The sequence below is a fragment of the Achromobacter sp. MFA1 R4 genome (assembly GCF_900156745.1).
In the GTDB taxonomy this organism is placed as follows: Bacteria; Pseudomonadota; Gammaproteobacteria; order Burkholderiales; family Burkholderiaceae_B; genus Achromobacter.
Genome location: NZ_LT707065.1, coordinates 5,839,225 through 5,865,223, shown reverse-complemented (window position 1 = coordinate 5,865,223; position 25,999 = coordinate 5,839,225). Strand labels below are relative to the sequence as shown.

Annotated in this window: 17 protein-coding genes; all 17 read left to right on the top strand. The window is 68.4% G+C overall.

The genetic code is table 11. The features are described 5' to 3' along the window. Positions 1-14: 14 nt before the first annotated feature. The 17 genes from BXA00_RS26850 to BXA00_RS26760 all read left to right on the top strand — a co-directional run bounded on the left by BXA00_RS26850 (position 15) and on the right by BXA00_RS26760 (position 25,999). Positions 15-1,883, top strand: a complete 1,869-nt coding sequence (locus BXA00_RS26850) for a dipeptide ABC transporter ATP-binding protein (RefSeq protein WP_156902962.1) — start codon at positions 15-17, stop codon at positions 1,881-1,883. A gap of 580 nt (positions 1,884-2,463) precedes the next feature. After that, complete coding sequence (locus tag BXA00_RS26845; RefSeq protein ID WP_076521404.1) at positions 2,464-3,000, top strand: YaeQ family protein; 537 nt, start codon at positions 2,464-2,466, stop codon at positions 2,998-3,000. Between the two features lie 75 nt (positions 3,001-3,075). Further along, entirely contained in the window at positions 3,076-3,672 is a 597-nt protein-coding gene (locus BXA00_RS26840; protein WP_083714344.1) for a TetR/AcrR family transcriptional regulator, read from the top strand. 120 nt (positions 3,673-3,792) lie between these two features. Further along, positions 3,793-4,485: an SDR family oxidoreductase gene (locus BXA00_RS26835; protein WP_076521403.1), complete on the top strand. Its 693-nt coding sequence runs from the start codon at positions 3,793-3,795 to the stop codon at positions 4,483-4,485. 19 nt (positions 4,486-4,504) lie between these two features. Continuing rightward, the gene (locus tag BXA00_RS26830; RefSeq protein ID WP_076521402.1) at positions 4,505-5,932 is read left to right on the top strand and encodes a DHA2 family efflux MFS transporter permease subunit; all 1,428 of its coding nucleotides are present in this window, start codon (positions 4,505-4,507) and stop codon (positions 5,930-5,932) included. A 265-nt stretch (positions 5,933-6,197) separates the two neighbouring features. Then, entirely contained in the window at positions 6,198-7,901 is a 1,704-nt protein-coding gene (locus BXA00_RS26825) for a sensor domain-containing diguanylate cyclase (RefSeq protein ID WP_076521401.1), read from the top strand. Positions 7,902-8,947: 1,046 nt separating this feature from the next. Further along, positions 8,948-15,079 carry an autotransporter domain-containing protein gene (locus BXA00_RS26810; RefSeq protein ID WP_156902873.1) on the top strand — a complete coding sequence of 2,044 codons (6,132 nt, stop codon included), beginning with the start codon at positions 8,948-8,950 and terminating at the stop codon, positions 15,077-15,079. A 92-nt stretch (positions 15,080-15,171) separates the two neighbouring features. Next, the gene (locus tag BXA00_RS26805) at positions 15,172-15,969 is read left to right on the top strand and encodes a GntR family transcriptional regulator (protein ID WP_076521398.1); all 798 of its coding nucleotides are present in this window, start codon (positions 15,172-15,174) and stop codon (positions 15,967-15,969) included. Between the two features lie 20 nt (positions 15,970-15,989). After that, complete coding sequence (locus tag BXA00_RS26800) at positions 15,990-17,195, top strand: ABC transporter substrate-binding protein (protein WP_076521397.1); 1,206 nt, start codon at positions 15,990-15,992, stop codon at positions 17,193-17,195. Positions 17,196-17,203: 8 nt separating this feature from the next. Then, a complete protein-coding gene (locus BXA00_RS26795) occupies positions 17,204-18,076 on the top strand; it encodes a branched-chain amino acid ABC transporter permease (RefSeq protein WP_076521396.1) in 873 nt (290 codons plus the stop codon). 2 nt (positions 18,077-18,078) lie between these two features. Beyond that, positions 18,079-19,050 (top strand): branched-chain amino acid ABC transporter permease, encoded by a 972-nt coding sequence (locus tag BXA00_RS26790; protein WP_076521395.1) that lies wholly within the window; start codon positions 18,079-18,081, stop codon positions 19,048-19,050. Next, entirely contained in the window at positions 19,043-19,798 is a 756-nt protein-coding gene (locus BXA00_RS26785; RefSeq protein WP_076521394.1) for an ABC transporter ATP-binding protein, read from the top strand. Before BXA00_RS26790 ends, BXA00_RS26785 begins: the two co-directional genes overlap by 8 nt. Next, positions 19,795-20,505 (top strand): ABC transporter ATP-binding protein, encoded by a 711-nt coding sequence (locus BXA00_RS26780; RefSeq protein WP_076521393.1) that lies wholly within the window; start codon positions 19,795-19,797, stop codon positions 20,503-20,505. The genes BXA00_RS26785 and BXA00_RS26780 overlap by 4 nt, the downstream gene beginning before the upstream one ends. Before the next feature lie 2 nt (positions 20,506-20,507). Continuing rightward, a complete protein-coding gene (locus BXA00_RS26775; RefSeq protein WP_076521392.1) occupies positions 20,508-21,776 on the top strand; it encodes a 3-isopropylmalate dehydratase large subunit in 1,269 nt (422 codons plus the stop codon). Continuing rightward, positions 21,773-22,273, top strand: coding sequence for a 3-isopropylmalate dehydratase (locus BXA00_RS26770; RefSeq protein WP_076521391.1), 501 nt, complete (start codon positions 21,773-21,775; stop codon positions 22,271-22,273). The genes BXA00_RS26775 and BXA00_RS26770 overlap by 4 nt, the downstream gene beginning before the upstream one ends. 10 nt (positions 22,274-22,283) lie before the next feature. Beyond that, positions 22,284-23,954, top strand: coding sequence for a hydantoinase B/oxoprolinase family protein (locus BXA00_RS26765; RefSeq protein WP_076521390.1), 1,671 nt, complete (start codon positions 22,284-22,286; stop codon positions 23,952-23,954). After that, positions 23,951-25,999: a hydantoinase/oxoprolinase family protein gene (locus BXA00_RS26760; protein ID WP_076521389.1), complete on the top strand. Its 2,049-nt coding sequence runs from the start codon at positions 23,951-23,953 to the stop codon at positions 25,997-25,999. The genes BXA00_RS26765 and BXA00_RS26760 overlap by 4 nt, the downstream gene beginning before the upstream one ends.

Sequence of the window (25,999 nt, the reverse complement as noted above, 5' to 3'; positions counted from 1 at the left end):
TCGCTATGGCAACCATGGACCCCAAGCGCGTCGTGCAGGTCAACGACCTGACGGTGCGATTCAAGACGCCCGAACGCATCGTGGAAGCGGTGCGCAATGTTTCTTTCCACGTCGACCGCGGCGAAACCCTGGCCATCGTGGGCGAGTCCGGTTCGGGCAAGTCGGTGACCTCGCTGGCGCTGATGCGCCTGGTGGAGTATGGCGGCGGGCAGATCGTCAATGGCGGCATGCTGCTGCGCCGGCGCAGCGGCGACGTGCTGGACCTGGGCAATGCGCCCGATTCCACGTTGCAGCGCGTGCGTGGCGCCGACGTGGCCATGATCTTCCAGGAGCCGATGACGTCGCTGAATCCCAGCTTCACGGCGGGCAACCAGATTGCCGAGGCCTTGCAGCTGCACCAGGGACTGGACGCGGCGGCGGCGCGGGCGGAGACGCTGCACATGCTGGAGCGCGTGCGGATTCCGGAGGCGCGCGCCATCCTGGACCGCTATCCGCACCAGTTGTCGGGCGGCATGCGCCAGCGCGTGATGATCGCGATGGCGCTGTCTTGCAAGCCGCAACTGCTGATCGCCGACGAGCCGACGACGGCGCTGGACGTGACGATCCAGGCGCAGATCCTGCAGCTGATCCGCCAGCTCCAGGAAGAAATGGACATGGGCGTGATTTTCATCACGCACGATATGGGCGTGGTGGCCGAAGTGGCCGACCGGGTGCTGGTGATGTACCGCGGCGACAAGGTGGAAGAGGGCGGTTCGGACGAGATCTTCGCGCGGCCGCAGCATGCCTATACGCGCGCTTTGCTGTCGGCCGTGCCGCGCCTGGGCGCGATGCAGGGCACGGACGAGCCGGCGCCGTTTCCGCTGCTGAAGGTGGACGAGGCCGCGCGGGTGCCGGATCCGGCCGGGCTGGTGGATACGCCCGTGGCCGAGCCGTCCACGGTGCGCCGCGAAAACGGTCCGGTGCTCAAGGTGCGCGATCTGACGACCAGCTTCGATATCCCGGGCGGCATCCTGGGCCGGGTGCAGAAGCGCGTGCACGCGGTGGAAAAGGTCAGCTTCGATCTGTACCCGGGCGAGACGCTGTCGCTGGTGGGCGAGTCGGGCTGCGGCAAGACGACGACGGGCCGGTCGCTGCTGCAACTGGTCAAGAGCAAGAGCGGATCGATTGAATTCGACGGCAAGAATCTGGGCGCGCTGCGCGGCAGCGCGATGCAGACGTTGCGCCAGCACATGCAGTTCATTTTCCAGGACCCGTTCGCGTCGCTGGATCCGCGGATGACGGTGGGCTATTCGATCATGGAGCCGCTGCTGATCCACAAGGTGGCGCGCGGCAAGGAGGCGCAGGAGCGCGTGCGCTGGCTGATGGACAAGTGCGGGCTGCTGCCGGAAATGATCGACCGGTATCCGCACGAGTTTTCAGGCGGGCAGCGGCAGCGGATCTGCATTGCGCGGGCGCTGGCGTTGAATCCCAAGGTGGTGATCGCCGATGAGTCGGTGTCGGCGCTGGATGTGTCGATCCAGGCGCAGATCGTGAATCTGCTGCTGGATCTGCAGCGCGAGCTGGGGGTGTCGTTCCTGTTCATTTCGCACGATATGGCGGTGGTGGAGCGGGTGAGCCATCGTGTCGCGGTGATGTACCTGGGGCAGATCGTGGAGATCGGGCCGCGTCGGGCGATCTTTGAAAATCCGCAGCATCCTTATACGAAGAAGCTGATGGCGGCGGTGCCGATCGCGGATCCGCAGCGGCGGCATCGGGAGCGGTCGCTGCTGGTGGATGAGATTCCCAGTCCGGTGCGCCGGGTGGGGGATGATCCGCTGGTCGAGCCGCTGGTTGCGGTGGGGGACGGGCATTTTGTGGCCCGGCATGCTATTGGGGTTTATTGAGGCGGTAGGGTTGGGTTGCTGTCATTGCTGGCTTTGATGTCTCTGATGGCTTTGCTGGCTTTGCTGGTGGCGGGGGTGGTTCTTGGGCCGCGGCCGGCGCCGGGCCGGGCGCGAGCGAGGGGCCACGATTGCGGTCCGGAGCCTTCGCTCCGGACGGACCCTGCGTCATCCTCGTTGCCGCCTGCGGCGGCGGCCTTCGGATTCCCTTGGGCGCATCGACGCCCCTCGCTCACGCCCGACCCGTCACCGACCGCTCCGTCGATTGCTGGCGCAGGGTGGCGGGGCGAGTTGTTTGCTTGGCGTTCTGGCGGCGGTCGGGGTGTTTAGGGAAGATCTTGCGGGGTCGCCAAAGTCGGCCGCGCGGGCGGCCTTTTTTGGCGTTTGGGCGTCTTGCGTCGTGGTGATGACGCTGCGCGCCTTTTTCGGGGTCTGACACCCTTGTGATCTCCGTCAATCCGCCGCGGGCATTCGCGGGCGTCAGGCACCGTTGGCGTTGGCGTGCCCGGCCGCCTTGGCGCCGGGGGCGGGCGGTTATCATGGCGGCCTTCCCGAAATTCGCTTTTTTGAACGGACTCTCGCCATGGCCCTGCGCGCCACCATCTACAAGGCCGACCTGAATGTCGCCGATACCGACCGTCACTATTACGGCAGCCACGGGCTGACGGTGGCGCGTCATCCTTCTGAAACGGATGAACGGATGATGGTCCGCCTGCTGGCGTTTGCCCTGCATGCGCAGGAAGAGCTGTCGTTCACCAAGGGGCTGAGCGACACGGATGAGCCGGATCTGTGGGTGAAGGACCTGACCGGCGAGATCAAGTTGTGGATCGAGGTGGGCCAACCCGAAGAGCGTCGCATCCTGCGCGCCTGCGGCCGCGCCGACGAGGTGATCGTGTATTGCTATGGCGGGTCGGCCAGCAAGATCTGGTGGGACGGGGTGCGCAACAAGCTGGAGCGCACGCGCAATCTGAAGGTGGTGAATCTGCCGGCGGAGCAGACGCGGGCGCTGGGCAAGCTGGCCGAGCGCACGATGCAGTTGAACGCCAATATCTCGGACGGCGTGGTGTATTTTTCGGCGGAAAAGGGCGAGGTCAGCATCGAGCCGGAGGCCTGGCGCTGAAATTGGGGCCGGGGGTTGCGCGGCGGGCGCGGGCAGGCTTAATATGACGATCATCATATTTTGATTGCCCCGATCATGGCCACTTCCCGCCGCAAGGAACAATCCCACGAACGCATCGTCGATGCGGCCGCGCGCGCCATCCGGCGTGGCGGGTATGCGGGGGTAAGCGTCGCGGACATCATGAAGGAGGCCGGGCTGACGCACGGCGGCTTTTATGCGCATTTCCCGTCGCGCGACGCGTTGCTGGCCGCGGCGATGGAACGTGCCGGTCAGGATGGCGCCGACCGCCTGAACCAAGCCATGGCGCGCCGCCGTGCCGAAGGCGCCAGTGCGCTGCGCGCCTGGGTGGAGTCCTATCTGGGGCCCGCGCATCTGGCGGGTTGCGAAACCGGCTGTCCGCTGGCCGCGCTGGCCTCGGAGATTCCGCGTCAATCCGAAGGCGTGCGCGAGGCCGCCGCGGGGCGCGTCGAGCGCCTGCTCGACACTATCCGGCGGCTGCTGCCGGCCAGCGCTGGCGAGCACGCGGCGGCGGCGGTGCTCAGCACGTTGGTCGGCGCTTTGCAGTTGGCCCGCGCGCTGGGCGACAACGACCGCGGCCGCGCGGTGCTGGCGTCGGCCCGCCAATCGATCCTGGACCAGTACGACCACGAGGGTGCCGCCGCCTCCCACTGATTGCTTATCCATTGGCCGCATGCGCGGCCTTTCTTTCATCCAAAAATATGATGATCATCATATTTGTGGGTAATCCCCTCCCCCCATCATCCGCTTACACCACCGATCAGGACTGACATCATGGAACTCAAGAACGCCGTTGTTTTCATCACCGGGGCCAATCGCGGCCTGGGGCTGACTTTTGCGCGCGAGGCGCTCGCCCGAAGCGCCCGCAAGGTCTACGCCGCCGCGCGCGATCCGTCTGGCATCACGCTGGAAGGGGTGGTGCCGGTCAAGCTGGACGTGACCCGCGCCGAGGACGTGGCCGCCGCGGCCGAGCAGGCCGGGGATGTGACGCTGGTCATCAACAATGCGGGCATTGCGGAGATGGGCGGATTCCTTGCGCCCGGCAGTGTGGCGTCGGTGCGGCGCCATCTGGACGTCAATGTGTTTGGCCCGCTGCTCGTGGCGCAGGCGTTTGCGCCGGTGCTGGCGGCGAACGGCGGCGGCGCGATGCTGAACGTGCTGTCGATCGCAAGCTGGACCAACAATCCGGTGCTGGGCGCGTACGGCCTGAGCAAGTCGGCCGCCTGGGCGCTGACGAACGGCCTGCGTCATGAGCTGCGCGGCCAGGGCACCCAGGTGCTGGGCCTGCACATGGGGTTCGTGGACACGGAAATGACCAAGGACATCGACGCGCCGAAATCCACGCCGCAGGCCATCGTGGCGCAGGCGCTGGACGCGCTGGAAGCGGGCGACGAGGAGGTGCTGGCCGACGAGCGGACCCGCCAGGTCAAGCAGGGCCTGTCCGCCAATCCGGCCGTTTATCTTTGATCGGGAGCCATCGGCCATCATGCGTGCCCATTCGACTTCCACCGCTTCCCTTCCTGGCGCCGGCGACAGCGCCGCGGCCGCGCCGCCCGCCGCATCTCCCTGGCCAGTGTTCTGGGTCGCCAGCATCGCGGTGTTCCTGGTGTCGCTGGACAGCACGATGCTGTACGCGGCGTTCGGCGCGCTGCGCGAGGGGTTTCCCCAGGCGTCGGCCGCCGACATGTCCTGGGTGCTCAATGCCTATACGGTGGTGTATGCCGCCATGCTGATCCCCGCGGGGGGACTGGCCGATACCCATGGCCGCAAGCGCATGTTCATGGGCGGGGTGCTGCTGTTCCTGGCGGCGTCGGCCGCCTGCGGGCTGGCCGGCACCGAACAGTGGCTCATCGCCGCGCGGGTGCTGCAGGCGGTTGGCGCGGCGCTGCTGACGCCGGCCTCGCTGTCGATCGTGCTGGCGGCGTTTCCGGCGTCGCAGCGTGCGGTCGCGGTCAGCCTGTGGGGCGCCGTGGGCGGGCTGGCGGCGGCGGTCGGGCCCAGTTTGGGCGCCTTCGTGGTGGACGTGGCGGGCTGGCCGTGGGCGTTCTACATCAACCTGCCGCTGGGCGCGGTGTCGCTGTGGTTCGGCGCGGGGCTGCTTCGGGAGTCGGTCAAGCCCGAGGCGCGCCGCCGCGTGGACGGCGTGGGCATGGCGCTGCTGATCGTGGCCGTGGGCGCGTTGGCGCTGGCCATCGTGCAGTCGGAATCGCCGTCATGGCAGCGTGGCGAGCTGGCGGTGGCGGCCGCGGTGGGCGTGATTTCCATGATCGCCTTCGTTGCATGGGCCCGCGCCACGCCGCACCCGCTGGTGGACCTGGCGCTCTTTCAGCACCGGACGTACCGCTACGTGAATCTGGCGACGTTCAGCTTCGGCATTGCGTTCGCCATGATGTTCTTCGCGTTCTTTTTCTACATGACGGGCGTGTGGCATTACAGCCTGCCGCGCGCGGGGCTGGCGGTCACGCCCGGGCCGCTGCTGGTGATGCCCACGGCTATCATCACCGGACGTCTGGCCGCGCGGATGGGCCATCGTCCGTTCCTGGTGGGCGGCGCGCTGGTGTATGCGGCCAGCGGCTTGTGGTTCCTGCTCGTGCCCGGCGCGGAACCGGCGTACCTGCGCGAATGGCTCCCCGGGCTGGTGCTGAGCGGCATCGGCGTGGGCATGGTGCTGCCGTCGCTGTCCGGCGCGGCGGTGAACCGGCTGCCGGCCCGGCATTACGCGGTGGGCAGCGCCGTGAATCAGGCCACGCGCCAGATCGGCGGGGTGCTGGGCGTGGCGATCACGGTGTTGTTGCTGGGGCAGGGGGCGGCCAGCCACGCCGATTTCTCGCTGATCTATGCCGGGCACGTGGCGTTGGCGCTGCTGACGGCGCTGCTTTGCCTGCCGGTGGATACGCGGCCGAAGGCGGCCTGAACGCGGTTGCAATGCGGGCGGGCCGGCGCGATTCCTGATCGGCGCGCCGGCGGCCATTTTTGCCGCTGCGTTCGGGGACAGCTAGACGGGACCGGCACAGGCGCATGGCGTCGCGCCACGCATGGCTCTGAAACGCCGTTTGGGACAGGGAACGATCGTACCGGCGCACCAACGAAATGATGCAATTTTGGTGCGGAACGTGACAGAATGTCAGCCACGCTCAGCTCGGCCGTATTGATGAATCCCGTATTGATCAGGTCCCGAAATGCCCGCTACCGGTGACGCGTCTCCATCCCCTGCGCGTGTCGACGACGCGGACGGCGCGCAGCCTGAAGCCGACGGCCCGTTGGACAAGCTGGCGCGCCTGGCCCGGCGCCTGTTCGGCGTGGACATGGCGCGGGTGGCCTGCACCGACGCCGATGGCGTGTGGCAAGCGGTGTCCGGCGCGCTGCCCTCCGCGCTTCCCTCCATGACGGCCGATCTCCCCTGGTCCCTCGAATGCCCCGTGCGCGCCGCCGATGGCCGTCTGCTGGGCGCTTTCCGGCTGCTGCACGGAAAGCCGCGCGAGGTCACCGACGAGGACCGGCAGGCGCTGCAGGATCTCGCCAGCCTGGCCGCCACCGCCGTCGAAAAGCGCCATGCCCTGGCCTGCGAACGCGCCGACGAAGACACCTGGCGCGACGAGGCCCGCAAGCTGTCCCTGGCCATCGCGGGCAGCGGCACGGGCGTGTGGGACCGCAATGTGGTGACCGGCGAAATCACCTATTCGCCCGGCTGGAAGGCGCTGCTCGGCTACAGCGAATCCGAACTCTCGACACGCATCGAGGACGCCTACACCCGTCTGCATCCGGACGACCTGGAGTACGTCTGCGCGGCCATGCAGGACCACTTCGACGGCAAGACCGACAGCTACGAGGTCGAGCACCGCATCCGCTGCAAGGACGGCAGCTACAAGTGGATATGCAGCCGCGGCAAGGTGGTCAGCCGCGACGAGTCGGGCAGGGCGCTGCGCATGATGGGCACCACGACCGACATCAGCGCGGTGCGCGCCATGTCCGAGCGCCTGCAGCGCACGGCGGACCTCGTCGTCAACCTGACCGACGCCGTGCCCGGCCTGGTCTTCCAGTGCCGGCCGGTGCCCGAGGGCGGGTCGTGGTTCTCGTACGTCAGCGCGGGCATCTGGGACATGTTCGAGCTCACCGCCGACGACGTGCGCGCCCGCACCACCGCCATCGAGCAGCGCATCCATCCCGAGGACCTGCCTGCCTACCTGTCGTCGCTGCAGGCCGCGGCGGCGGCGCAGACGCCCTGGCACCTGGAATTCCGCGTATGCCTGCCGCTGCAGGGCGTGCGCTGGCGGCAGGGCGATGCCAGCCCGCGGCGCGACGCGGACAACGGCGTGATCTGGCATGGGTTCGTCACCGACATCACGGACCGCAAGCGCGCCGAACTCGAACTGCGCGAACTGGCGGCCACCGATGCGCTGACCACCTTGCCCAACCGCCGCCATTTCATGACGCGCATCGCCGCGGAGCTGGCGCGGCTCAAGGGCCACGGCGGCCCGGGATCGGCGGTGCTGATGTGCGACCTGGACCACTTCAAGCACATCAACGACACGTGGGGCCATGCGATCGGCGACGGTGTGCTGCAGCATTTCGCGGCCATGCTGCGCACGCAGTTGCGCGAGATCGACCTGGTCGGGCGCATCGGCGGCGAGGAGTTCGCCGTCGTGCTGCCCGACACCGACATCGAGCGCGCGCACGTATTCGCCCGCAACGTGCAGCGCCGCATCGCGGATACCCCGTACTCGTCGGGCGGCCGGCACATTCCGCTGACGGTCAGCATTGGCATTTCCGCGCTGCATACGAAGGACGACGACGCGGAGCTGGCGCTCAGCCGCAGCGACCGCGCGCTCTATTACGCCAAACAACGAGGGCGCAACCGGATCGAATCCGTATTCTTCCGATAGACCGACCCGCGTCTATCCACAACAACGTGGACGATGTAGTGATGTCGAGTAGATAGCTGGGCAACCTGCTTAATAGGGACGCAGACAACAATAAATATGAAGCATCCCTAAATTTTTGCGCTGACCCGCCGATAACAGGGGTAGTCGGCGCACGGTTTTGTCATCAATCCGGCAATTTCCACGGGTCGGAATTAGCTGCGCTGATTGAATAAGAAAAGAACAGCGGCGCCCGGCAGGCCGTACTGACGGCCTTGCCGCATCCCCCATGTTTGCTTCGCCTGTAGTGGCACGTCCGATTGACTATCCCGGCCAACAATAAACCTTGTATGCCGGGCTTGCTTGCGTCAACAACAACAACCCTCTCACCTGAGACATTGCCCATGCGTACCCCCTCTGCCGCCCGCAAGCTGAGACTTAGCCCCGGCTATCTGGCGCTTGCCGCTGCAACCTGCATGCCTCTTGCGGTAACCCCGTCGTTCGCGGACAGCCTGCTGGTGGGCAACGGTGGCAATGGCGGCGTGGCGTCTGGCGCGTCTTCCGCTGGCAGCGGTGGAGGCGGTGGTATTGGTGGCGGCGGCGGCGGCGGCGGGGCTGCCTTCAGCGGCGGCGCGGGGGGTGGTTTGGCGCGCGGTGGCGATGGGACCGTGGGTGATGGCTCGAGCGGCGCAAGCAGCGGCGGTGCCGGCGGTGGCGCTGGCGGTGCATCTGGCACCTCAGGCGGGCAGAGCGGCGTTGGGGGCGGCGGCGGCGCAGGCGGCCCACCGGGCAGTTCTGGAGGCGGCGGCAGCGGCGGTGGCGCGCTGGGGGCTGGCGGCGGCGTGGGCAACGGTGGGGCTGGCGCCGATGGCGGCGCTATTGTCCGCCTCGACGGAACGCCTTTTGCGGGCACGGCAGGCCAGGGCGCCCAGGGGACTCCCTCGGGCGCTCCCAACCCGCTAGTTCCAACGTACGACTACATCGGTATTGGTGGGGGGGGCGGTGGTGCCGGTACATTCGCGGACGGTGGGGACGGCACGGCGGGCAGCCTGACGGTCATCGGTGGGACGGTGTTCGTAACCCGCTCAATGCTGGTGGGCGGGGCGGGCGGAGGTAACAGCCTGGGAGCCGCCGGTGGCCGCGGCGGAGACGGCGAACTGTCGCTGACAGGCGCCACGTTTTTTCTGAATGAGACGCTACAGATCGGCGGCGCTGGCGGCGGTGGTTCGGCGTCCGTGCCGACAGGCGGCCAAGGCGGCGACGGCACGGTGACGGTAGACGGCAATTCCTCCCTGCACTTCCTCGGCGCGGGGAGGGCGCTGGTGGTAGGCGGCGGAACCGGTGGCGGAGCCGGCGTGCTGAACCTGGGTCCGGGGACCGTGATTTTCCCGGGTCTTGGGACGTTCACCATTAACGCCAATGGCACCCTCAATATCGGAAACGAGTCGCCCAACGCCGCGACGGGCGGCATGATCGCCGTCCTGCCCACCCTGATCAACAACGGAACGATCAACTTCAACCAGTCCGGGTCCTACGCGCTGAGCGCGGGCATCACAGGTTCAGGTTCCTTGGCGGTCAACAGCAGCAGCGGGGCGACGCTTACCGGCACTAACACGTATACGGGCGGAACGACCGTATCCGCGGGTACCCTGTACATCGGCCAGGGCGGCGCCGCGGGCTCAATCGCGGGCGATATCGTCAACAACTCGTCGGTCGCTTTCAACAGAAGCGGCATCATCGACTACGCCGGCGACATCAGCGGCTCGGGTTCGTTGATCAACCTGGGCACCGGCCTGCTGCGGCTGTCGGGTGCCAGCACCGCGACAGGTCAGATCATTGTTTCCAACGGCGGCATGGAGTTGACGGGCGCTTCGGCGCGGTTGGGAAGCGTGACGTCCGATGTATACGTCGGTGCGGACGCCGCTGCGCAATTGACCGTCAGCAACGGCGCGCAATTGACGTCCCATGACGTGCGGGTCGCTTCCTCTTCTTATGCCGGTGCCGCAACCGTGACGGGAGCAGATTCGACGTGGTCGGCCAACTACCTTGCGATCGGTGGGGCCCCGGGCGGGGATGGCTCGTTGCAAGTCATGGACGGCGCTCGGCTATCGGCCGCGAAGAGCTTCGTCGGCAATGCTGCAAACGGGACCGCCCTGGTCTCTGGCGCAAATTCACGATGGGACAGCCAATTCGGGTTGATCCTGGGCAGCGGAGGAGGCGGGACGGGCTCGGTGGTCGTGGACGGGGGCGCCACATTGAGCGCCCAGCAGGTAGAGATCGCCGGTGTGGGCGGATCTGCGGAAATCAACGGTTCGGACGCGACCGGCCGAGGGGTGCTGCAGACAGCGTACGTTGACAGACATGCCGGCACCTCGATAGGCACCGTCGACTTCAATGGCGGTGTGCTGCGGGCGACAGCCTCGGAAACCGACCTCTTCCGGGGCTTCATCGCCGGCGACATTACGCTGGGCGCGGGCGGCATGTACCTGGATTCCAACGGCTTCGACGTGGGCGCCTCGACGGTGCTGGACGGCGCCGGTCGGCTCACCAAAACCGGCGCGGGCACGTTGACGCTGTCCGGTGCCAACACGTATTCGGGCGGCACCGCGATCCAGGGCGGCACGCTGTCGGTATCGGCCGACGTCAGTCTGGGCGCGGCCATCGGCAACCTGGAGATGGCCGGTGGCACGCTGGCTACGACCGCCAGCTTCGACACGAGTCGCAACGTCTCCCTGGCGCAGAACGGCGCATTCAATGTGGCAAACGGTACGCAACTGGGCTTGACCGGCACGGTCTCGGGCCCGGGTGCTCTCGTCAAGGACGGCGCCGGCACGCTGACGCTATCGGGCACCAACACGCATGCCAGCACGCGGGTGCTGGCCGGCACCCTGATCGGCAACAGCGCGTCGATCCGTGGCGACTTGCTCAACAATGGCTCGGTCGTCTTCGACCAGGGCGTGGACGGCAGCGCCGCGGGTTCGATGTCAGGCACCGGCAGCAATACCAAGCGTGGGGCGGGCGTCCTGACCCTGGCCGGCACGAACGCGCTGAACTGGAACATCGAACAAGGCACGCTTGCCAGCGAGGCCTCGCGTTACAGCGGCAACGCCACCATTGGCGCCGCGGGCACGCTGCGCCTGGCACAAGCGGCCAACGGCAGCTACGCCGGCCAGATCTCCGGCAGCGGCATCTTCGAGAAAACCGGCGCGGGCGCACTGACCCTGAGTGCGGACAACAGCGCCTACACCGGCACGACGCGCGTGCAGGCCGGCATGCTGACCGTGGCCAATCAACTGGGCGGCAATGCGGACGTGGTGGGCGGCCGCCTGCATGTGACGGGCGTGCTAAGCGGCAATGCCGCCATCGGCAATACCGCCATCCTGTCGGGCACCGGCACCATCGGCCAGAACGTCACGCTGACGGGCGGCACACTGCAAGGCGCGCAAGGCGACACGCTGACCATCCGCGGCGATCTCACGCTGGACAGTGCCAGCCAGGTCAATGTGGCGTTGGGCAATGCTCCGTCCAACGCGCTGTTCGATGTGCAGGGCAACCTGGCCTTGGCCGGCACGCTGAACGTCACCGACGATGGCGGGTTTGGCCCCGGCGTCTACCGCCTGTTCGACTATGGCGGCACGCTGACCGCGAACACGCTGGCCATCGGCGCCGCACCCACAGGTGTGACGGCCGCTGACCTGCGCATCCAGACGGCCGTCAACGGCCAGGTCAACCTGATGTCCACCGCCGGCGCCACGCTGAGCTTCTGGGACGGCAGCAATGCCGCGCTGCGTGACAACAGCGCGATTGATGGCGGCGTGGGCACGTGGCGCACCGATGGCAGGAACTGGACCAACGCCGACGGCACCCTGAACGGCCGCTTCCAGCCCAACCCCACCTTTGCCGTGTTCCAGGGCCAGGCAGGCACCGTGGCGGTGGATGACACGGCGGGTGCGGTGAGCGTGACGGGCATGCAGATCGCGTCGAACGGTTACCGCATTGAAGGCGATTCGATTGCGCTGGCTGGCGGCGCGGAAACCATCCTGCGCGTGGGCTCGGGCGATGTGTCCGGCGCGGCCATCACCGGCACCATCGCGTCGAACCTGACCGGGGCAAGCAAGCTGGTGAAGGCCGACTACGGCACGCTGGTGCTGACGGGCGCCAACGCTTATACGGGCGGCACTGAAGTCCGCACGGGTACGTTGGTGGGCGATGCGGCGTCGATTCGGGGCAATCTGCTGAACAACGGCGCTGTCGTGTTCAACCAGGCTACCAATGCTGCCTACGCGGGCTTTGTGTCGGGCACGGGCACGATGGCCAAGCAAGGCGCGGGCACGCTGCAGCTGTTGGGCGACAGCAGCGCCTTTACCGGCCAGACGCAGGTCCAATCCGGGATGCTGTGGCTGTCGGACAAGCTGGGCGGCTCGGCCTCGGTCACGGGCGGTCGGCTGCATGCTGACGGCATTCTGGGCGGCGATGTCACCGTAAGCGGCGCGGGCATCCTGTCTGGCTCCGGCCGCGTGGATGGCAACGCCACGCTGGCGGGCGGCGTGCTGGAAGGCGTGGATGGACAGACACTGACCATTGGTGGCGACTTGTCGCTGTCCGGCGCCAGCCAGGTCAACGTGACACTGGACCGGGCGTCGAACAACGCGCTGTTTGATGTCGGCGGCAACCTGACCCTGGCCGGCACGTTGAACGTGACGGACCAGGGCGGCTTTGGCGCAGGCGTTTATCGCTTGTTCGACTACGGTGGCAGCTTGGTCGACAACGGCCTGACCGTGGGCACCACGCCCGCTGGTATCGATGCCAACACGTTGGCCGTGCAGACGGCGGTGGGCGGACAAGTGAACCTGGCCTCGATATCCGGCGTAACGCTGGGCTTCTGGGACGGCGACGACACGGCCCGCCACGATAACGGCGCCATCGACGGCGGCGCGGGCACCTGGCGCGCCGATGGCCGCAACTGGGCCAACACGCACGGCACGCTGAACGGTCCGTTCCAACCCAACCCCACCTTCGCGGTCTTCCAGGCGCGGGCGGGAACGGTCAGGGTGGACGCCTCGGCCGGCGCGATCGGCATCACCGGCATGCAGATTGCCACCGATGGCTATCGCATTGAAGGCGACGCCATCGCGCTGCAAGGCGCGGGCGGTGAGAGCATCATCCGCGTGGGGGCGGGGTCGTCGGCGGACGCCAGCATGACGGGCACCATTGCCTCGAGCCTGACCGGCGCCAGCAAGCTGGCCAAGGCCGATTACGGCCGCCTGGTGCTGACCGCCGACAACACCTACACCGGCGGCACGGATGTGCGCCTGGGCACGTTGTCGGTGTCCAGGGACGCCAACCTGGGCGCGGCCACGGGCGGCGTGACGCTGAGCGGCGGCGTGCTGGCCACGACGGCCAGCTTCACGACAAACCGCGCCATCACGCTGACGCAGGCGAGCGGCATCGATGTGTCGTCCGGCACCACGCTCGGCTTGTCCGGCGCGATCAGCGGCAGCGGTGACTTGAGCAAGGCAGGGGCGGGCGTGCTTACCGTGTCGGGCGACGGCAGCGGCTACACCGGCAGCCTGCGGGTGCAGGAAGGCGCGCTGAACCTTGCATCGACCGGCAAGCTCGGCGGCGCCTTGACCTTGGCCAGCGGCACGCTGTTGCAAGGCGCGGGCCAAGTCGGCACGACCACGCTGCAAAGCGGCGCCATTCTGGCGCCGGGCAAGGTCAACGGTACCTTGAACGTGGCGGGCAATCTGACCTTCATGCCGGGGTCCGTCTATCAGGTGGCGGCCGATCCGGCGTCATCCGACAGCGCCCGCGTGGCCGTCAGCGGCGTTGCCAATCTGGCCGGCGCCGTGGTGCACGTCGGGCCGGAAGGCGGTTTTGAAACCACGCGTCAGTACACCATCCTGAGCGCCAACGCCATCAACGGCCAGTTCGACAACGTGTCGTCGAACTACGCCTTCCTGGCGCCAGCCCTGCGCTACGGCGCGCAGGATGTCACGCTGCAACTCGGGCGCAAGCAGGTGCCGGCAGAGCCCGGCACGCCCTCTCGCCCCATCGCCTTTGCCGACGCCGCGCGCACCGGCAACCAACGCGCCGTGGCCAATGCGCTGGACAGCCTGCCGGCCGACAATGCGCTGCACCAATACATCCTGACCTTGCCCGACGGCGCGCCGCCGGCCGCCTTCAACAGCCTGTCCGGCGAAGCGCACGCCAGCGTCGCGTCCAGCCTGATGGGTTCCAGCAGCATTACGCGCACGCTACCGCTGTCGTACCTGCGGGCGAACCTGAACGCGGGCATGCGTCCGGGCGCGCCCACGGCGCAAGCGGGCGGCACGCTGTCCGCGTCCGCCTTGCCGTCGTCGAATGCCCGGCCCGCGTGGGCCGAGCTGGTCGGCAACTGGCAAACGCAGAACGCCACGGACAACACCGCGCAAGTCCGGCAGCACACCGGCGGCGTCTTCGTTGGCGCCGATCATGCCGTGGGCAACGGCTGGCGGGTGGGCGGGGCCGTCGGCTACACCGACAGCAAGATCCGGGTTGACGATCGCTCGTCGAACGCCGACGTGTCCGGCTACAGCGCGGCCATCTATGGCGGCAAATCGTTCGAGGCGGGTGCGGGCAAGCTGAACCTGCTGGTCGGGACGTCGTACACCTGGCACGACGTCAGCACCGAACGCTACGCCGCCGTGGCCGGCGCATCGCAAAAGCTGACCGCCGACTACGGCGCCAGCACCACCCAGCTCTTCACCGAACTGGGCTATGCCATGCCCTTATCAGACCGCAGCACGCTTGAGCCCTTCGTGGGCCTGGCGTGGAGCGAACTGCGCAGCCGCAGCTTCAAGGAATCGGGCGGCTCGGCGGCCTTGAACGGCCAAAGCAGCAGCGACACGCAAACCAGCAGCACGCTGGGCATGCGCGCACAAACGGACTTCACGGTCAGGGGCGCCGAAGGCCGCTTGCAAGCCACGCTGGGCTGGCGCCATGCGTTTGGCGATGTGTTGCCGCAATCCACCATGGCGTTTGATGGCGGCCAGGCGTTCACGGTGTCGGGTGCTCCGATTGCGCGTAACGCGGCGGTTGCCGAGCTGGGCGCGGAAGTGGCGGTGTCCAGGAATGCGTCGCTGGGCTTGAACTACAGCGGACAGTACGGCGGCGGAAATCGCGAACACGCGGGGTCGTTGAACGCGCGCTGGCGGTATTGAGGAAATCGCACGTCAGTGTTTTCCCGATAGAACAACCCGCCCAGCCATTTGTTCCATTGACGGTACATTAGGACACCCCTAGAGTTCCCGTCATGGGAACCTCATTACCGCTTCCGAAATACCACCAGATCTACCTCGTCCTGCGCGAACAGCTGCAGGAGGGGCGGTTTGACCAGGACGGCGTGCCTGGCGAGCACGCGCTGGCGGACCAGTTCGACGTGGCGCGCATCACCATCCGCAAGGCGATGGAGATGCTGGTGGCGGACGGCCTGGTCTCGCGCCGGCCGGGCCTGGGCACCTGGCCCCTGCGCGGCGCGCCCAGCGCCCAGCGCGCCCCGGCGCCCACCGCGCAGCAGAAGGCGCACCTGACCGGCCTGCTCGAAAACATTGTGAACATGGGCCTGCGCACGTCGGTGCAGGTGCTGGACAGCACGCTGGTGTACGCACCGCCCGCCGTGGCCGAGGCGCTGCATATCGCGACAGGCACGCCCGTGCACAAAAGCCTGCGGGTGCGCAGCACCGAGGCGGGTCCGCTCTCTTACATCACTACCTATGTGCCCCAGTCCGTGGCGGACTTCACGCGCGAGGACCTCGAACGCGAGCCGCTCCTGATGCTGCTGGAAGCGGCCGGGGTGGAATTCGGCGGCGCGACGCAGACCATTTCCGCGCGTCTGGCCGATGCGCAGGTGGCGCGCCACCTGGACGTGGCGGTGGGATCGGCGCTGCTCGCCGTGACGCGCCTGGTGCGCGACGTCGACGACCGGCCCGTGCAATGGCTGCAGGGCCTGTACCGGCCTGACCGCTACCAATATCAGTTGCAGCTATCGCGCGTCGGCAGCATCGACGCCAAGGTCTGGGTCAGCGAAGAGCTGTCGGCCCAATTTCATTGAACCCCGTCGGAGATCCCCCCATGAATTCGCGCCGCACTTTCCTCTATCAATCCGCCGCCGCGGCGGCCCTCGTGTCCGCGCCCTGGGTGGCCCGGTCGCAGGGCGCCACGCCCATCAAGGTCGGCGTGCTGCACCCGGTGACCGGCGCGCTGGCGTATTCCGGCCAGCAATGCCGCCTGGGCGCGCTGCTGGCGATCGAAGACATCAACAAGGCGGGCGGCATCAAGTCGCTGGGCGGCGCGCCGCTGCAGGCCGTGCTGGGCGATGCGCAGTCGCGTCCCGAGGCGGGCTCGGCCGAAGTCGAGAAGATGAACGAGGCGGGTGTGGCGGCCATCGTGGGCGCCTATGCGTCGGCGATCTGTCTGGCCACGACGCAGACGGCCGCCAAGTACAACCTGCCGCATGTGGTGGACGTGGGCGTGGCCGACCAGATCGTCGAGCGCGGCCTGAAGAACACCTTCCGCTTCGGACCGGGCTATCGCGCCTGCAGCGAACGCGCCATCCTGGACCTGGCCGCGCTGAACGACGCCGCCGGCAAGCCGGCCAAGACCGTGATGATCGTGCACGAGGACTCGCTCTTCGGCACCGGCACGGCGGCCCTCTTGTCCAAGTCGCTGCCGCAGCATGGGTTCGAGGTGAAGGAAGTGGTCAAGCACCCGAACCCGACGCGCGACTTCAACAACATCGTGCTGCGCATGCGGTCGGTCAATCCCGATATCGTGATTCCGGCCAACTATTACAACGAATACGCCTTGCTGCTGCGCGCCATGAAGCAGCAGAAGGTGCAGCCCAAGGCCATCTACTCGGTGCTGGGCGGGGCGGCGTCCAGCTACAAGTTCCTGAAGGAATTCCCGGACATCGCCAACGGCATCATCGACTGCAACCACTGGTTCAACCCCAAGGATGCGCGCGTGGCGCCGCTCAAGGCCCGCGTCGAAGAGAAGGGCGCGTATTTCAGCTACGAGGTCTTCATGACCTACACGGCGATGCTGCTGCTGGCCGACGCGCTGGAGCGCGCCAAGTCCGCCGACCGCGCCGCCATCATCGAGGCGCTGGCGTCCAGCACGTTCCAGGACAACATGATGCCCTACGGCCCGACCAAGTTCGTCAACGGCCAGAACACCGGCGCTCAGCCGCTGCTCACGCAGGTGATCGGGGGCGACATCAAGGTGATCTTCCCGGCCGAATACCGCCAGGCCGACGCCGTGTTCCCGCTGAAGGCCTGATCCGACCCATGCTCGATCCCGCCATCCTCTTTTCCTCGGTGCTGAACGGCCTGACGACGGGCGCGGTGTACGCGCTCATCGCTCTGGGCCTGACCCTGATCTACGGGGTGCTGCACATCATCAACTTCGCCCATGGGGCGGCGCTCATGGTGGCGCTGTACGCCGTATACCTGCTCAAGGACCGCCTGGGCATCGACCCGTACGCGGCCCTGCCGCTGGTGGTGCCCGGGATGTTCGCGCTGGGCTATGCGTTGCAGCGTTTTGTCATCAACCGCGCCAGCCATGGCAAGGACGAGAACATCCTGCTGGTGACGCTGGGCCTGGCCATCGTGCTGGAGAACCTGGCGCTGGTCTGGTTCAAGTCCGACACGCGCAGCATCGACACCGCGTACACGCTGTCCACGGTCGAGATCGGGCCCGCCATGATCGCGCTGCCCAAGGTCATCGCGTTCTGTGGCGCGCTGGCGGTGGCGGCGGTGCTCTTCTGGGTCATCCGCAGCACCGACCTGGGCCGCGCGATCCGGGCCGTGGCCCGGGAAAAGCAGGGCGCCAAGCTGATGGGCATCGACGTCGAAAAGGTTTATGCGGTGTCGTTCGGCATCGGCATGGCCTGTCTGGGCGCCGCGGCCTGCTTCCTGCTGCCCGCCTATTACGTCAATCCTCAGGTGGGCAGCGGCTTCGTGCTGGTGGCCTTCACCATCGTGGTGCTGGGCGGCATGGGCAGTTTCGTGGGGGCGCTGGTGGGCGGGCTGCTGATCGGCGTGGTGGAGTCCATCGGGGGCCTGTTCCTGGGCGACTCGCTGGGCCAGATGGGCATCTTTGCGATCTTCATCGCGGTGCTGCTGTTTCGCCCGCAGGGGCTGTTCGGGGCGAGGGGCTAAGCATGAAACGGGATCTCTGCGCAATCGCGCTCTTTGCCGTGGCCCTGGCGGCCGTGGCCACGTTCGCCCAGTCGGGCGTGCTGCTGACCTTCGTGATGATGTCGCTGTATGCGGCCCTGCTGTCGCAGGCCTGGAACATCCTGGGCGGATACGGCGGCCAGTTGTCGTTCGGGCATGCGCTGTTCTTTGGCGTGGGCGCGTATGCGCAGGCGCTGGGCCAGCTCAACCTGGGCCTGAACCCCTGGCTGGTGCTGCCAATGGCGATCGCCCTGGGCGCGCTGGTCGGCCTGGCGGTGGGCGGGCTGACGTTCCGCTACGGGCTCAAGGGTTCGTATTTCGCGCTGGTGACGCTGGCGTTCGCCGAAGTGTTCCGCATCCTGGCGCTGTCCGTGTCCTTCACCGGGGGCGGTGTGGGGCTGATGGTGCCGCTGCAGGAAGGCGTGGCCAACATGCAGTTCGGCTCGCGCCGCGGCTACATCTACCTGCTGCTGGGCTTCGTGCTGCTGGCCCTGCTGGTGACGGCATGGCTGCGCCATTCGCGCTTCGGCGCCTACCTGCAGGCGGTGCGCGACAACGAGGACGCGGCGCGCGCCATCGGCGTGAATCCGCTGCGCGTGAAGCTGGGCGGCATCGCGCTGTCCGCGGCGTTCATGAGCGTGGCGGGGGCCTTCTACGTGCAGGTCTTCCAGTACATCGACCCGGGCATCGCCTTCGGCTCGGCCGTGTCGGTGGAAGCCCTGGTGGGCGCCATCGTCGGCGGCATGGGCACCCTGTGGGGCCCGCTGCTGGGCGCGGTGACGCTGCATGCGCTGGCCGACCTGACCCGCAACCTGTTCGGCGAACTGCCGGGCATCAGCATGGTGATCTACGGCGTGGTGCTGATCCTCATCGTGATGTTCATGCCGCGCGGCATCACCGGCGGTGGGCAGTCGCTGGGCCGCCTGTTTGGAATGAAGGAGCGCGCCCGTGTCTGACATCCTGCTGCAAGCGCGCAATCTGTCCATCACCTTCGGCGGCCTGAAAGCCGTGCAGGACGTGAGCCTGGACGTGCCGCAAGGCTCGCTCACCGCGCTGGTGGGCCCCAACGGCGCGGGCAAGACCACGCTGTTCGGCCTGTTGTCGGGCTTTCTCAAGCCCGGTTCGGGCACCGTGCATTTCGCGGGCCAGGACATCACCGGCATGGCGCCGCACGAATCCGCGCGGCTGGGCCTGACCCGCACTTTCCAGATCGTGCAGCCGTTCGGCGCGCAGACCGTGCGCCAGAACATCGCCGTGGGCGCGCACCTGCGCCTGGCGGACCGCCAGGAGGCGCTGGCCGCCGCCGAGGCCGTGGCCGCGCGCGTCAACCTGCAGGCCTCGCTGGACAAGCCGGCCGCCGACCTGACCGTGGCGGGACGCAAGCGCCTGGAACTGGCGCGCGCGCTGGCCACGCGGCCGCGCCTGCTGCTGCTGGACGAGGTGCTGGCGGGGCTCAATCCCAGTGAGATCGACGAGATGATTCCGGTGGTGAAAAAGCTGGTGGACGATGGCGTCACCGTGCTGATGATCGAACACGTGATGCGCGCGGTGATGAGCCTGGCCGAGCACGTGTGGGTGCTGGCGCAGGGGCGCCTGATCGCCTCGGGCACGCCCGGCGAAGTCACGCGCGATCCCAAGGTGATCGAGGCCTATCTGGGCCACGGCGCGGCGGCTCGGCTGGCCGCGCAGGGAGCGCCGGCATGAGCGCGCTGCTGGAGGTCAAGGGCCTGCGGGCAGGCTACGGGCGCATGGAAGTGCTGCGCGGCGTGGACCTGGAGGTGGGCGCGGGCGAGATCGTGGTGCTGCTGGGCAGCAACGGCGCGGGCAAATCCACCCTGAACAACACCGTGTGCGGACTGTGCCGGCCATGGGGCGGCGCCGTGCGCTTCGAGGGCCAGGACCTGACCGGCCGCCACTACCGCCAGGTGGTGCAGGCCGGCCTCATCCAGGTGCCCGAAGGGCGCCGCATCTTTCCGAACCTTAGCGTGCGCGAGAACCTCGAACTGGGGTCGTTCACCCGGGCGCGCGAGCGCCGGGCGCAGAACCTGGACAAGGTGCTCGACATCTTTCCGCGGCTGCGCGAACGCCTGGAACAACTGGCCGGCACCATGTCGGGCGGCGAACAGCAGATGCTGGCCATCGGCCGGGGCCTCATGGCCGAGCCGCGCCTGCTGATCCTGGACGAGCCCTCGCTCGGCCTGTCGCCGCTGATGGTCGAGGAGCTGTTCAGCCTCATCAAGCGGCTGCACGGCGACGGCCTGGCCATCCTGCTGGTCGAGCAGAACGTGGGCCAGTCGCTGGAAACCGGACAGCGCGCCTATGTGCTGGAGAACGGCGCCGTGCGCTACAGCGGCGCCTGTTCCGACCTCTTGGCCAGCGACGACGTGCGCCGCGCCTATCTGGGGATGTGATCATGGCCCAGCCTCAAACCCTGGCCCAGAAGCTGATCGCCGCCGCCTGCGGGCGCGAGGCGGTGGCCGAGGGCGAAATCGTGACCTGCGCGGTGGACCTGGCGATGTTCCACGATTCCAGCGGTCCGCGCCGGCTGCAGCCCATGCTGCAAGAACTGGGCGCCACGCTGTGGGACCCGTCCAAGGTGGTGCTGGTCATCGACCACTACGTGCCGGAGTCCGACGACGAATCGCGCCGCATCGTGCGCATCGCGCGCGACTGGGCCGCGGAAAAGCAACTGCCCAACGTGTACGACTCCGTCGGCATCTGCCATGTGGTGGTGCCGCAGCACGGCCATATCCGGCCCGGCATGTTCTGCGTGGGCGGCGATTCGCATTCGCCCACGGGCGGGGCGTTCGGCGCCTACATGTTCGGCATCGGCAGCACCGAGATGCTGGGTGTGGCGGTCACCGGCCAGATCTGGGTCAAGGTGCCCAAGACGCTGATGATGGATTGGCGCGGCCGCCTGGCCGACGGCGTCACGGCCAAGGACATGATGCTGCACATGATCGGCCGCTACGGCATGAATGGCGGACGCTACCAGGCCGTGGAGTTCTGCGGCGAAGCCGTGCGCGCGCTGTCCATGCAGGAGCGCATGACGCTGTCGAACATGAGCGCCGAGCTGGGCTCGCAGGTGGGCCTGATCGCCCCGGACGAGACCACCGCTGCCTATCTGCGGGCGGCGGGCGTCACGGCGGAACTGGACCTGGCGCACTGGCAGGGCGACGCGGACGCCGATGCCGAGTGGCACGACTTCGACGCGGCCGCGCTGGCGCCGCAGGTCGCCGCGCCGCACAGCCCCGCCAACGCGCGCGCCGTGGACGAATACCCGGACGTGCCGCTGCAGGTGGCCTACATCGGCGCCTGCACGGGCGCCAAGCTGGAGGACCTGCGCGCCGCGGCCCGCGTGCTGCGCGGCCGCCGCCTGGCCGACGGCATGCAGCTGATGGTGGCGCCGGCCAGCCGGCTGGACCAGGAGCAGGCGGACCGCGAAGGGGTGATGCAGGTGCTGCGCGACGCCGGCGCGCAGGTGCTGGCCACCTCGTGCGGCGCCTGTGCGGGCTACGGCGGCTCGATCCCGGATGGCGCCAGCGTCATCTCCACCACCGCCCGCAATTTCAAGGGGCGCATGGGCTCCGAGACGGCCCAGGTCTACCTGGCGTCGCCCTACACGGTCGCGGCCTCGGCCGTGGCCGGCCGCGTCGCCGATCCCCGGGAGTTCCTGGCATGAACGATCAGACCACGACGCACCGCGTCTGGCGCGTGGGCGCGGACATCGACACCGATGCGCTGGCGCCCGGCGCCTACATGAAATTCGGCATCGACGAGATCGCCCGCCATTGCCTGCAGCGCGTGCGGCCCGAATTCGCCAGCCAGGTCCAGCCCGGCGACGTGCTGGTGGCCGGCCCCAACTTCGGCATCGGCTCGTCTCGCGAACAGGCCGCCGCGGCGCTGGTGCGGCTGGGCGTGGCCGCGGTGATCGCCCCGTCCTTCAACGGCCTGTATTTCCGCAATGCTTTCAACGTGGGGCTGCTGCTCCTGACCTGCGAACAGGCCGGGACGCTGGCCGAAGGCGAACGCATCACCCTGGACCCCGTCGCCGGCCGCATCGGCCGCCCGGGCGGCGCGCCGGACGCATTGCACTGCGAGACCGTGCCCGGCTTCCTCCTTGACATGGTTCGGGCCGGCGGACTGCTGAATCTGCTGAAACAGCGTCAAACCTCTTAGGAATCACATCATGCTCGACCCCGTCACCCTGGCGGTCCTGAAGGGCCGCCTGGAACAGATCGCCGACGAAATGGACGCGACGCTGTACCGCAGCGCATTCAATCCCATCATCGCCGAGGCTCACGACGCCTGCCACGGCATGTACGACGCCGCCACCGGCGCCACGCTGATCCAGGGCAAGTCGGGCCTGCCCGTCTTCGTGGGCGCGATGGCGTTCGCGGTGAAGGCCGCGGCCAAGGCCGCGTCCGAGCGCGGCGGCATGGTGGACGGCGACGTGTGGCTCTTTAACGATCCGTACGAAGGCGGCACGCACGCCAACGACTTCAAGCTGGTCAAGCCGGTGTTTCGCGGCGGCAGCCTGTTCTGCTTCCTGGCGTCGGCGGCGCACTGGCACGACGTGGGCGGCGCGGTGCCCGGCAACTACAACCCGGCCGCCACGGAATGCTGGCAGGAAGCGGTGCAGATCCCGCCCGTGCGCATCGTGCGCGCGGGCGTCCTGGACCAGGACGTGCTGGCCATCCTGAAGGCCAACACGCGCCTGCCCGACAGCCTGTGGGGCGACCTGAACGGCCAGCTCGCGGCGCTGGAACTGGGCGCGCGCCGGCTGGACGGGCTGCTGGACGAATACGGCGACGCCACGGTGCTGGAATCCCTGGACACGCTGCGCGAGCGGGCGCGCCGCCTGATGCGCGACCATATCGCCAGCCTGCCGGACGGCGAATACGTCTTCGAGGACATGCTGGACAACGACGGCGTGCGCGACGCGCCGCTGCGCATCGCGCTCAAGCTGTCCATTGCCGGCGACCGCCTGTCGCTGGACTTCACCGGCACGTCGCCCGCCTGCGCCGGCCCGGTGAACATCTCGCGCGCCACGGCCATCGCGGCCTGCTACGTGGCGCTGAAACACCTGTTCCCGGACGTGCCGGCCAATGCCGGGGTGCTGGACGCGGTGGACGTGGTCCTGCCCGACGGCCTGGTGATCTCGGCCGACCGGCCGCGCCCGGTGGGCGGCTATACCGAGACCATCCTGCGCATGATCGACGTGATCTTCTGCGCCATGGCCCAGGCCGCGCCGGAACGCGCCATGGCCCAGGCCTACGGCACCATCAACGCGCTGTCCATCGCCGGCTACCGCAGCGATGCCGCCCGCAAGGGCCAGCGCTGGGTGATGTTCAGCTTCTTCGGCGGCGGCCACGGCGGCCATTCGGACGGCGACGGGCTGAGCCACGGCAACGCGCCCATCTCCACCGCCACCATCCCGCCGCTGGAAATCCTGGAAGCGGCCTACCCGGTGCGCTTCACGCAATGGGCGCTGCGCCCGGATTCGGCCGGCGACGGCACGCACCGCGGCGGGCTGGGCGCCATCTATGAAATCGAATTGCTGGAAGACAGCGCCGAAGCCTTCATCTTCGGCGAACGCGGCCGCAGCGCGCCCAAGGGCATCGCGGGCGGCGGCCAGGCCGCGCTGAATGTCTTCCGTTACCAGCAGGACGGCCAGTGGCTGTCCCCGCCCATGAGCTCCAAGATGCTGGGCATCCGGCTGCAACGCGGCGACCGCGTGCGCCTGGAAACGCCGGGCGGAGGCGGCTACGGCGAGCCCGCGCGGCGCGATCCGGCGGCCCGCGAGCACGACCGCAAGATGGGCTATGTCAGCGATATTCAGAAGGAGCAGTCGGCATGAGCGCGGCGCAAGGATTGGTGGTGGGGGTGGACGTGGGCGGCACGTTCACGGATCTTTTCGTGCTGGACGAGGCGGGCGGCAGCGCGCGCGTCGTCAAGGTGCCGTCGACCCGCGGCGAGGAAGCGCGCGGCTTCATGAACGGCATCGCCCGCGTGGCCGACGGCGCGGGCGACATCGCGACCATCGTGCACGGCACCACGGTGGGCACGAACGCGCTCCTTGAGCGCAAGGTGGCGCGCACCGGCATCATCACGACGGAGGGTTTCCGCGACGTGCTGGAAATGCGCCGGCGCGACCGGCCCCAGACCTGGGGCCTGCGCGGCAACTATGAACCGGTGGTGCCGCGCGACCTGCGGCTGGAAGTGCGCGAACGCGTGCTGGCCGATGGCGCGCTGCACACGCCGGTGGACCTGGATCAGGTCGAGGCCGCCGCGCGCACGCTGCTGGAACAGGGCTGCGATGCGGTCTGCGTGTTCTTCGTCAATGCCTACGCCAACCCGGTCAACGAAGCCCAGGCCGCGGCGCGCGTGCGCGCGATCTGGCCGAACGGCAACGTCACGGCGGCGACCGAAGTGCTGCCCGAGATCCGGGAATTCGAGCGCTGCTCGACGGCCGTGCTGAACGCGGCGCTGCAGCCCGTGGTGGGCAGCTACCTGACGCGGCTGGAATCGGACCTGCAGCAGCATGGGTTCGAGGGCGAGCTGCTGGTGGTGCAGAGCAACGGCGGCGTGATGTCGCGCCAGACGGCCTGCGACGTGCCCGTGCGCACGGCCCTGTCGGGGCCTGCGGCCGGCGTGATCGCCTGCGCGGCCATCGCGCGCGCCGCGGGCTTTCCCAATGTGGTCACGGGCGACATGGGCGGAACCTCGTTCGACGTGTCGCTGGTGGCCGAGGGCGAGGCTTCGCTGTCGGCGCAGACCGCCATCGACTTCGGCATGGTGGTGCGCGCGCCGATGATCCAGATCGAAACCATCGGCGCGGGCGGCGGCTCGATCGCCAGCGTGGACGCGGGCGGCCTGCTGCAGGTCGGACCCGAGTCCGCCGGCAGCATCCCCGGCCCCGCCTGCTACGGCCGCGGCCATACGCGCCCCACGGTCACCGACGCGAACGTGCTGCTGGGCCGCATCGCGGCCGAGCGCCCGCTGGGCGGCGGCCTGCTGGCCAAGATGGATGTGGAACTGGCGCGCGCCGCCATCGAGGAACACGTGGCCCGCCCGCTGGGCCTGGACGTGCATGCGGCGGCCGAGGCCATCCTGACCGTCGCCAACGCCAAGATGGCGGGTGCGATCCGCGTGGTCTCCATCGAACGCGGCCACGATCCGCGCAAGTTCGCCTACATGCCGTTCGGCGGCGGCGGCGCCTTGCACGTGTGCGCCATGATGAACGAGGTGGACGCCGCGCATGGCATCGTCCCGCGCTATCCGGGCGTGACCTCGGCGCTGGGCTGCGTCATGGCCGACATGCGCCATGACGGGGTGCAGACCCTGAACGTGGCGCTGGACGCGCTGGACGCCGCCGACCTGCTGGCGCGCATCGACGCGCTGGCGCACGCCTGCCAGGAACGGCTGGATTCGGCCGGCGTGTCGTTCGAAGGCATCCGCGAGAGCATCGAACTCGACATGCTGTACGTGGGCCAGAGCCACACCGTGCGCGTGGAAGTGTCCCGCGCGGACCTGCACCGCGACGGCATCGCCGCCGCGTTCGACCGCGCCTATCGGGCCGCCTTCGGCCGCAGCCTGACCGGCATCGCCGTGCGCATTCTGAACCTGCGCTATGCCCGCATCGGCCAGCGCCCCAAGTTCGACCTCGCGCTGCTGGCGCCCACGGGCAAGGACATGCCCGCCTCGCTGGGCACGCAGCGGGTCTTTCACGCCGGGCAATGGCGCGACGCCGTGCGCTTTGCGCGCCTGGACCTGCCGGTCGGCGCCGAGGTGGCGGGCCCCGCCATCCTGGAGCAGCCGGACACCACCATCTGGATCGAGCCGGGCTTTGCCGGCCGGGTCGATTCGCTGGGCAATCTGCTGATCGCCCGGACCGATTCGTAG

Bases quoted from the DNA above. Each gene is read 5' to 3' on its own strand.
- BXA00_RS26840 (WP_083714344.1), top strand. From the start codon at position 3,076: ATGGCCACTTCCCGCCGCAAGGAACAATCCCACGAACGCATCGTCGAT.
- BXA00_RS26765 (WP_076521390.1), top strand. From the start codon at position 22,284: ATGCTCGACCCCGTCACCCTGGCGGTCCTGAAGGGCCGCCTGGAACAG.
- BXA00_RS26825 (WP_076521401.1), top strand. From the start codon at position 6,198: ATGCCCGCTACCGGTGACGCGTCTCCATCCCCTGCGCGTGTCGACGAC.
- BXA00_RS26830 (WP_076521402.1), top strand. From the start codon at position 4,505: ATGCGTGCCCATTCGACTTCCACCGCTTCCCTTCCTGGCGCCGGCGAC.
- BXA00_RS26850 (WP_156902962.1), top strand. From the start codon at position 15: ATGGACCCCAAGCGCGTCGTGCAGGTCAACGACCTGACGGTGCGATTC.
- BXA00_RS26790 (WP_076521395.1), top strand. From the start codon at position 18,079: ATGAAACGGGATCTCTGCGCAATCGCGCTCTTTGCCGTGGCCCTGGCG.
- BXA00_RS26835 (WP_076521403.1), top strand. From the start codon at position 3,793: ATGGAACTCAAGAACGCCGTTGTTTTCATCACCGGGGCCAATCGCGGC.
- BXA00_RS26795 (WP_076521396.1), top strand. From the start codon at position 17,204: ATGCTCGATCCCGCCATCCTCTTTTCCTCGGTGCTGAACGGCCTGACG.
- BXA00_RS26845 (WP_076521404.1), top strand. From the start codon at position 2,464: ATGGCCCTGCGCGCCACCATCTACAAGGCCGACCTGAATGTCGCCGAT.
- BXA00_RS26770 (WP_076521391.1), top strand. From the start codon at position 21,773: ATGAACGATCAGACCACGACGCACCGCGTCTGGCGCGTGGGCGCGGAC.
- BXA00_RS26775 (WP_076521392.1), top strand. From the start codon at position 20,508: ATGGCCCAGCCTCAAACCCTGGCCCAGAAGCTGATCGCCGCCGCCTGC.
- BXA00_RS26800 (WP_076521397.1), top strand. From the start codon at position 15,990: ATGAATTCGCGCCGCACTTTCCTCTATCAATCCGCCGCCGCGGCGGCC.
- BXA00_RS26805 (WP_076521398.1), top strand. From the start codon at position 15,172: ATGGGAACCTCATTACCGCTTCCGAAATACCACCAGATCTACCTCGTC.
- BXA00_RS26760 (WP_076521389.1), top strand. From the start codon at position 23,951: ATGAGCGCGGCGCAAGGATTGGTGGTGGGGGTGGACGTGGGCGGCACG.
- BXA00_RS26780 (WP_076521393.1), top strand. From the start codon at position 19,795: ATGAGCGCGCTGCTGGAGGTCAAGGGCCTGCGGGCAGGCTACGGGCGC.